An 8883-nucleotide genomic window follows, 5' to 3' on the forward strand; every position below is an offset into this window, starting at 1 on the left:
TTCGGGCGGCGGGCCAGATGTGCGGCGGTGCGGCAACGGCGCTGGTTGGACGAGCCAAAGAAAAGCGCCCGCCCCAAATCAGAGGCGGGCGCGTCCCGGCACAGCTGGAACGGTTTCGTCAGCTCTTGTCCTTGTAGATGTCCATGATGGTGCCCAGCAGCTTCACGGCATCGTCCTTGTCGCGCTGGAAGCTGTTGCGGCCGATGATGGAGCCGTTGCCGCCGCCGTCGCGGATGGCGCGGGCGTCATCGAAGATGCCCTCGTCGCCTTTCTTGCCGCCGCCGGAGAACACGACCAGCCGGCGTCCCTTGAAGCAGGCCTGGACGATGTGCGCGACGCGCTCCGACATGGTGCCGATGGGCACGTTCTCGCCCTCGTAAACCTTCTTGGCCGCATCCTGCTCCAGGTGGTCGGTGGGCAGCTTGACCTTCACGATGTGGGCGCCGGCCAGGCAGGCCATGTGGGCGGCGTAGGCGTCCACATCCATGGCGGTTTCACCATCCTTGGAGATGTCGCCGCCGCGCGGATAGGACCACACCACGGCAGGCAGGCCGACGCTCTTGGCCTCGCGGATCAGTTCGCGCAGTTCCTCCAGCATGTCATAGAAATAGGCGCTGCCCGGATACAGCGTGTAGCCGATGGCGTTGGCGCCGATGCGGAGGGCGTCGTCGACGCTGGCGGTGATGGCCTGGGTCGGCTCCTCGTCCTTGGGATGCAGGCTGTTGGCGCTGTTCATTTTCAGGATCAGCGGCAGCGCCCCGGCATAGGTGTCGGCGCCCGCCTCCAGCGCGCCCAGCGGCGCGGCATAGGCGTTGCAGCCGGCGTCCAGGCCCAACTGGAACAGGTAATGCGGATCATAGGCCGGCGGATTGGCGGCGAAGCTGCGGGCGGGGCCGTGCTCGAAACCCTGGTCGACGGGCAGGATGACCATCTTGCCGGTGCCGCCCAGCTTTCCTTCCATCAGGATGCGGGCCAGGTTCGCCTTGGTGCCCGGATTGTCGCTCTCGTAATTGGCGAGAATCTTCTTCACTTTCTGGGTAATGCGCATGGAGTCGATCCTTTGAGAAATGAACGGTCCGGTCCCGGCGTGGGCGTCTTCCGCCGCATGGACGGGAAGATCCCTTTCGGCCTTGGGAACGCTTGGTTCCCTCAGCCGTTGCCCAGCGCCGCCCCCATCTCGCGCACCTTTTCCACCTTGGCGAGAAGCGGCGCCCAGTCGTCGGCCACGTCGATGGGCGCCCAAAGGGCCTCCACCTCGTCGATCAGCATGGTCTGCGGCTCCCGCCCGGTGAAGTAGGGGTGGGAGAGGTCAACCTCCGGCCGCGGCGGGCGCGCGATCAGACTCTCCCGTGCCGGGGCGAAGGCGTCGCCGTCATAGACCTTGGCGTGCGGGCTGGCCTGCGCGCGCCCCTGTGAGAGCGCACCGCCGTACCAGTCGAAGAACGGCCGCTCGAAGGGTATCTGCGCCTGCCCAATGGCGGTGAACAGGGCGGAAATCAGCGCCTCGTCCTCCTCCGCCGGGCCGCGCAGGATGCCCAGGCGACGGGTAACCGCCTCCGCCATCTCCGTCTGGAAGGCGTCGGGGAAGGTGCGCAGCGCCTCGGTCAGGCGGTCCTTGTTGGACAGGCCGAGCAGGCTCTCGGCCAGGCGGGTGAGATTCCACATCAGCGTGTCGGGCTGCCGGCCGTAGGCATAGAGCCCTGTCTGGTCGAAATAGGCGGCGGTAAATCCAGGGTCGTGCACAGGCATGAAGCGCCAGGGCCCGTAGTCGAAGCTCTGCCCCGTCACCAGGATGTTGTCGGTGTTCAGGACCCCGTGGACGAAGCCCGCCGCCATCCACTGCGCGCCGGTGCGGGCGGTGTTGCGGCCGACGGCCTCGACGAAGGCCGCGGCCCGCTCCAGCCGGTCGTCGATGGCGGCCACTTCGGGCATGTGCAGGGCCGCGGCGTGGTCCAGCAACGCGGCCAGGGCGTCGGTGTCCCCCAGGTAGGCCTGGCGCTGGAAGCTGCCGATGCGGATGTGGCTGTGGTTCAGCCGCACCATGACGCACGATCGGGTGGGCGAGGGCTCGTCGTTGCGCCACAACTCCTCGCCCGTCTCGATCAGGCTGAAGGTCTGCGAGGTGTTCACGCCCAGCGCCTCCAGCATTTCCGTTGCCAGAAGCTCGCGCACGCCGCCCTTCAGTGTCAGCCGCCCGTCGCCCGACCGCGACCACGGCGTCTGGCCGCTGCCCTTGGTGCCAAGGTCGAGAAGCCGGCCGTCCGGCGCGCCGTTCTCCCGTACCTGCGCGAACAGGAAGCCGCGGCCGTCGCCCAGGTCCGGATTGTAGACCTGGAACTGGTGGCCGTGATAGCGCAGGGCCAGCGGCTCGGGAATGTTGGCCGGCAGAGGCTCGAACCGGCCGAAGTGGGCCACCCATTCCTCGTCGGTCAGGGTGTCGAGCCCGATGCGCGCGGCCGCACGGTCGTTGCGAAAGCGCAGCGTGTGGCGCGGGAAGCGGGCGGCAGGCACCGGATCGTAGAAGCGGTCGCCGAGCGCAGGATGACGGGGGTCGGGGCGGTAGCGGTCTGAGACAGGCATGCCTCGCATGTGGGCCCGGCAGCGCACCGTTTCCAGGGTGAAAGCGCCCTGCGCCGAGCCTCAGTGCCGCGTGAGCAGCAGGTCCTTCAGCAGTTCGCGCAGTTCCTTGAGGCCCACCGGCTTGCCCAGTACCGCGGCCACATGGCGCCGCCACGGCTCGTCGCGCACGGGCCGGCCGGTCATGACGATCACCGGCAGCCCCGGCTCGCCGGCGCCCAGGCGCTCGATGAAGGCCTCGCCGCCGGCGCCGGGCATGGTCAGGTCGGTGATGACGGCATCCGGGTCGTGCTCCACCACGGCGTCGAAAGCCTCTTCGCCGGTGCCGGCCGTGATCACGCTCATGCCGTGGCCGCGCAGCGAGCGGGCGACGGTCTGCAGCGCCTCCTCCTCGTCGTCGGCCACCACCACGGTGAAGCCCGCCAGCGCCTTGGTCGAGCGCCGGCCGCCCGGACCACGCGCCATGGGCGGGGCCTTCGGTGCCGCGGCCAGCGAGACGGGCGCCGCCGAATCGTCCTGCCGAAGCGCGGCGGCGGGAATGGCCGGGCCGGCGGCGAGGGCGGGGGGCTCGGGGACGGGAAGGCGGATGGCGATGGCCGCGCCCGTGTCCGGCCGCAGTACGTCCAGGCGGCCGTTCATCTCGGCGACGATGGTCAGGCAGATGGCAAGCCCCAGGCCCGAGCCGCGTTCCGCCGACTTGGTGGTGAAGAAGGGCTCGAAGATGCGGTCGCGCACGCCGTCGGGAATGCCCGGCCCGTTGTCGCGCACGCAGACCACCGCCGTCTTGTCCTCCAGGCGGATGGACAGTTCGATGCGGCCCTCTCCGCTCTCGCCGTGCGCCTCCACCACCGCGTCCAGGGCGTTGCGCAACAGGTTGATGAGCACCTGCTCGAACCGCACCGTGTGGCCCAGGACCAGCGGGCCCGTGCGGGGCAGATCGACGTTCAGCGCCACCTTGGCCTTGCGGGCCTCGTGGCGGAAGAACTTGACCACCGTGCGGGTGACGGCCACCGGGTCGAAGGGGCGGGGCTTGTCGTCGTCGCGCCGGCCGAACTGGCGGACGTGGCGGATGATCTCGGCGATGCGCTGGGTCTGCGCGTGGATGGTCGACAAGGCTTTCTCGCCGCGCCGGGCGGATTTGGCGCGGCTGCCCGCCAGGTCCTCCAGCGCCGCCTCGGCGACAAGCCGGGCGGTGTTCAGCGGCTGGTTGATCTCGTGCGCCAGGCTGGCGGCCATCTCGCCCAGGGCTGTCAGTTTCGACAGGTGGGCCAGCTGGTCCTCCAGCTCGCGCACCTCGGAACTGTCCTCGACCATGAGGATGGACGCGGCTTCCTCGCCCCGGCCGTCGCTGAAGGCGTGATGGCCGATGCGCAGCCAAGGCGGCGCGGGCGCGCCGACGGCCCGGCCGCCCACGACCTCGCGCCAGGATCGCCAGGTACCGGGCTCGGGCACCGGCAACAGGTCGCCGGCGCGTCGGCCCGCCAGGGCGTCGGCCTCTTCGCCCAGAATGCGGCACAGCGCGCCGTTGGCCGTGACGATGGCGCCGGAGTCGTTGAGCAGCGCCAGCCCCACGGTCGCCTTCTCGAACATGGCGCGGAAGCGGGCCTCGGCGCGGCGGCGGTCGGTGATGTCGACGCCCAGGATCAGGGCGGGGCCGACACTGCCACGGCGCCGGCCGTTGGCGGCATGATCGTCCTCGTCCTCGCCCATGGGCATGATGTGCATCTGCAGGGCGGATTCACCGACCTCCAGGTCCAGCACCACTTCCTGGCCCCGGTGGGCCCGGTCCAGGGCTTCCAGAACGCGCGGCTGGCCAGACCAGACCTGCGCCGCGGTGCGGCCAACGGTCTCGCCGGACTGGTGGCCGAGCAGGCTGAGGGCGCGGCCTTCCGAGAACACGATGCGCCCGTCGGGCTCCACCGCCGACATCATCACCGGGATCGTGCCGATGATGGACGACAGCAACTGGTCGCGTTCCCGCAGGGCGCGTTCGGCACGACGGCGTTCGGTGACGTCCAGTCCGACGCCCAGGTATCCGCGCCCGCCGGGACGGTCGGGGCCGAACACCACGTCCAGCGCGCGGTTGCGGCGGTCGTCGGTGACCTCGAAGCGCACCGTGCGGCGCCGCGTGAGGGAGTCGCGCAAGGCGCCCGCGGCCCCCGGCAGAAGGCGGAAGACGTCCTTCCCCTTGGTGTCGCTGCCCTCGAATACCGTTTCGCCGAAGGCTTCGGTTATGGTGCCGGTGTCGTCGGTCTGGAACACCGTGACGGGCAATTGCAGCAGCGACTGCATGATCCGCGACAGACGGTCGCGCTCCGCTTCCGTGCGGCGGGCGGCGGTGACGTCGCGCGCCACCGAGAGGATGCCGGTGATCTGGCCGTTGCGGTCGCGCAGGCAGACGGTGGAGATCATCCACCGCATCGACCGCCCGTCGGGTCGGTGGACGATGCGGTGAACGTCCAGCAGTGGCGTGCCGGTGGTCATGACGGCGGTGTCGCCGCGCCGGAACGTTTCCGCCTCGCCGGCCAGCGGCAGCAGGTCGTTGTCGGTGGCGCCGATTACGCCGTTGCGCGAGCCCGACGCGAAGATGTCGGCAAAGTTCTGGCTGCACCCCTGGTAGACCAGGTCGCGGTTCTTCCAGGTGACGAAGTAGGGGATGTGGGTCAGCAGCGCATCCAGAAGGCGGGCCTGTTCCATGCCCTGGCGGATCTGCGCGTCCTGCACGGTGACGTCGCGGCACGTGGTGACGATTCCCAGTTGCAGCCCTTCCGGCGACCGCAGGGGCGCCTTGACGATCTCGTACTCGCGCCAGTGGCCCAGCGCCACGTTGCGCGCGCGGGTGAAGCGCAGGGGCTGGCCGGTTTCGGCAACGGCGGCGTCGGCCTCGGCCATGGCGGCAGACAGGTCCCGCGGCAGAAGCGCGGCGACGGGCTGGCCGATGAGGGGAGCGAGCGGCCGGCTGAAGATGTCGCGGCAGGGATCGTTGCCGAGGATCAGCCGCCCCGACATGTCGGTGACGAAGACCGCGTCCGGCAGGCCTTCCAGAACCGGCCCCAAACCCGGACGGGAAGACCTGCCTCCCGCCGGGGTGTCGGCGGCGGGCGTGGAGGCGGCGGATCCAGGGGACGGCTCTGCGGCTGGCTGTGCCGCGCGGGCGGGCGGTGCTCCGGCCTCGGCTTCCGCGTGCGTCGGCGCGGCGCGGCGGCGTATGCGGACGAACATGCGCACGCCCGAGGCGCACTGTGCGTTGAGGATGAGGACGTCGCCCTCGGCGCCGGGGCCGCGCAGGCGCAACTCGCCGCTTTGGTGCATCCGGCCGGAGCCGGCGTTCTGGCGGACTGCCGTCAGCCACAGGTCGGCTTCGATGACGTCCGGGCGTGCGACGGCCATCTGCAACAGGGCGTCGAAGGCGCGGCCCGTCAGCCGGTCGGACGGTGTGTCGCAATTGAGGACCGCGGACAGCCCTTCGCTGGCGCTGATGACGCGGCCACGGCCGTCCAGCAGGGCGAAGGCATCCGTTTCGGGCGGCGCGAACAGCGGACCCGCATCGGCTGCACCGACGTCCGGGCGTGCTTTCGCCATCGGCTTGTGTGCGGCCTTGCCAGCCGGGGCTGTTCTGGTGTCCGTCGCGTCTGGCCGGTTGTCGATCGCCATGAGTCCGCCGCTGGGATGTCGGCCACGCCCCTTGGGGCGCAATCCTCGGCCAGTATAGAGAGCGCCGGCGCTTTTTCAAACGGCGGGACGGTCCGGTGGCCGAGGCCCTGCGCATTGGGCGTAATACCCAGGTAGGTAAGCCGGATGCGTGCGACCCCGGCGGCTATCCGCGCGTTCGGTTGAGAGGCAAGGGCTTGCAAGGGATAGTGAAGAATGAGTTGGAAGCCACGTTCCGGCCCTGCGGCCCGCCGGCCCCGATACCACTCCCGGCTAGTCAGCGAGAGGGTGGCGCGATGAAAATGCAGGATGGAACGAGACCCGAGGCGATGGAAGACCTGGAAACCCGCGAGGCGGCCGACCGCCTGCTCAGCCAGGCGCGGCGGTCCACGTTGATGACGCTGGAAGCGGCCATGGCCAAGGCCCGCCCCTACCGGCCCGGCCGACGGCGCGGCGAGGATGCGCTCGACGCGGCCCACGACATGATGACCCTGTCACGGCTCGCCCTGCGCTCGGCCGATCGGCTCAACAGCGTCGCCGGCGCCTTGATCGGGTGCGATCTGCGCTCGTGGGATCACGCATCGGGATCCCGTCACTGACGCGGCGGTTGTCCGACGCTGCGGCGGCCGGGCGGCACAGCGGCTTGCCGGCCGCACGGCGGATTTCTGAAACCGGTGGGCGCACAGAGGGCGCTGCCCGCCGGCCGCGCGAGGAGGATCGCCCAAGCCCGGCTGAGGGGGAGGGGCCGGCGATCCTCCCGCGCCAATCCTAAGCGCTACAGCCAGGCCGCAGCACGGCGCGGTCGCGGCGCGGATGCGCGAACCAGGGTTCGCGTTCTGATGGTGCCGGCTCGCCGCAACGACCGCCTGCGCATCGACGAAGAAACACTCCCCCGTTACCTGCTGTCGCCGACTGCCCCTTGTCCGCGGGCAAGCTGCTCATCCGTAGGCACCATGGCCGTCGGCATCCAGGTCTCCGGTGACACACGAGGTTCGGAGCAGCGCCTTCAAGAGACAGCGCGCGGTCATCCCGGCGGCTCGCGCGCTTGCCCTCCGCCGCCGTTTCGCGTCCCCCGCCCTTCGACGCGCGGGTGGGGTCCTGGCGACGCGGAAGCCGCCACGCCTCCCGGTGGCCGGTGGCGGAGGGCCTTTTTCCTTGTTTGATACTTCAGACCCGGCCTGAGGGCTTGATGACGCCTTGAACTGGCACGAAATGGTGATACAGCACCGCTCAAGTTGTGGATGAAAAACGCGAACCAATTGATATACTATACATATCAGACCGCAGCCGGCCTTGCGTCTAGACTGTCTCGGCAGGTGGGGTGGCGGTCCGTGCGGGAGGGAAACGTATGAGAATTGTTCTGGCCGATGACCATCGCCTGGTTCGCGAGGCACTGGTGCCCTTCATTCAGCGCGTGCGTGACGACGTCCAGGTGGACGAGGCCGACACGCTGCAGGAGGCCCTGGACCTGGGGACGCAAGACCCGGCGCCGGCCCTGATTATTCTGGATTTTCGGATGCCCGGCATGAATGGCGTCACCGGCGTGCGCGCCGCCCGGCGCCAGTTCCCCGGCATTCCCCTGGTGGTGCTTTCGGGAACCGCGAGCCGTCACGAGGCGCTGTCCACCATGCGGGCGGGTGTCGAGGGCTTCGTGCCGAAGAGCCTCAACGGCGATGCCATGGTCAACGCTTTGCGGCTGGTGTTGTCGGGCGAACGGTACTTCCCGTCGTTCCTCTTCGGTGAGGGCGCCGAGGAAGATGCGACCCGACCCAGCCTGTCGGGCGTCGGCGGCTCGCTCAGCCCGTTGGAACAGGATGCTTTGAACCTGTTGCTGGAGGGGCTGTCCAACAAGGAAATCGCGCAGCGCCTGTCCGTGCAGGAAGTCACCGTCAAGAAGCGCCTGTCCAGCGCCTACCGCAAGTTGGGCGTTTCCAACCGCGTGCAGGCGGTGCAGGTGGTTTCGATGGCGGGCCAGTCCGTCTAGGAGGCGGACGCCGGTTCGGACACGAAGGCGCCGCCCCGACGGGCGGCGTTTTTTTCGAATGTCTGGCATGAGAACTCTCCGCGCATGGCCGGACAACGTCAGGTTCATACTCGGAAAACCGAGTGGGGGACTCGGATGATAAAGCCGACCGCCTGACGTCCGCCCTCAAGGAGGCATGGTGGCATCGCTCGGCCGGCGGTTCCTTTTCACGGGAGTAACCGCCATGACACTGCTGCGCTCAACGCTTCTCGCCCTTTCAGGTCTGGCCTTCGCGGCCGGCCTCGGCACATCCGCCAGTGCTTCCGACGTCGCGGTGCCTCAGGCGCCGCGCATGGTGACCGACGTCCGCACCTCGTGGAGCCCGGGCTATGTGAACGATGGCGGACAGTACGTCCGCCTTCGCATCGTCGCAGCCGGTGACACGGACATGCGGCCCCGTCTCATGCGCGAGGATCAAACGACCTGGGCACCGGGGTTCCAGCACGACGGCGACGGCCATTACGTGCGCGAGACCTTGGGCACCGCGCCCGTACAGACGGCCCGCGTTGCCCACTTCGAGGACCACTACACCCCCGGCGCCATGCGTGACGACGGCCGCAGTTGGATACGCATCGACTGAGGGTCGGGCTCTATCGAATATGGATCGCCGCCGGTGCGCTGCTGCGCGCCGG

At 69.4% G+C, this 8883-nt stretch carries 6 protein-coding genes; 3 read left to right on the forward strand and 3 right to left on the reverse strand.

Annotated elements, in window-relative coordinates:
- Nucleotides 1–118 precede the first annotated feature (118 nt).
- The 3 genes from C882_RS00065 to C882_RS22690 all read right to left on the reverse strand — a co-directional run bounded on the left by C882_RS00065 (nt 119) and on the right by C882_RS22690 (nt 6159).
- The gene (locus tag C882_RS00065; protein ID WP_009538466.1) at nt 119–1048 is read right to left on the reverse strand and encodes a class I fructose-bisphosphate aldolase; all 930 of its coding nucleotides are present in this window, start codon (nt 1046–1048) and stop codon (nt 119–121) included.
- Between the two features lie 101 nt (nt 1049–1149).
- The gene (locus tag C882_RS00070) at nt 1150–2580 is read right to left on the reverse strand and encodes a protein adenylyltransferase SelO family protein (protein WP_009538467.1); all 1431 of its coding nucleotides are present in this window, start codon (nt 2578–2580) and stop codon (nt 1150–1152) included.
- A gap of 60 nt (nt 2581–2640) precedes the next feature.
- Nucleotides 2641–6159: a hybrid sensor histidine kinase/response regulator gene (locus tag C882_RS22690; protein ID WP_009538468.1), complete on the reverse strand. Its 3519-nt coding sequence runs from the start codon at nt 6157–6159 to the stop codon at nt 2641–2643.
- 398 nt (nt 6160–6557) lie between these two features.
- On the opposite strand from C882_RS22690, the gene C882_RS00080 reads away from it, so the two are divergent.
- The 3 genes from C882_RS00080 to C882_RS00090 all read left to right on the forward strand — a co-directional run bounded on the left by C882_RS00080 (nt 6558) and on the right by C882_RS00090 (nt 8831).
- The gene (locus C882_RS00080) at nt 6558–6827 is read left to right on the forward strand and encodes a hypothetical protein (protein WP_009538470.1); all 270 of its coding nucleotides are present in this window, start codon (nt 6558–6560) and stop codon (nt 6825–6827) included.
- 749 nt (nt 6828–7576) lie between these two features.
- On the forward strand, nt 7577–8212 hold the full coding sequence (locus C882_RS00085; RefSeq protein WP_009538471.1) for a response regulator transcription factor: 636 nt from the start codon (nt 7577–7579) through the stop codon (nt 8210–8212).
- Nucleotides 8213–8435: 223 nt separating this feature from the next.
- Nucleotides 8436–8831, forward strand: coding sequence for a hypothetical protein (locus tag C882_RS00090; RefSeq protein WP_152415144.1), 396 nt, complete (start codon nt 8436–8438; stop codon nt 8829–8831).
- Nucleotides 8832–8883 lie beyond the last annotated feature (52 nt).

The sequence above is a fragment of the Caenispirillum salinarum AK4 genome (assembly GCF_000315795.1).
Classification (GTDB): Bacteria; Pseudomonadota; Alphaproteobacteria; order Rhodospirillales; family Rhodospirillaceae; genus Caenispirillum; species Caenispirillum salinarum.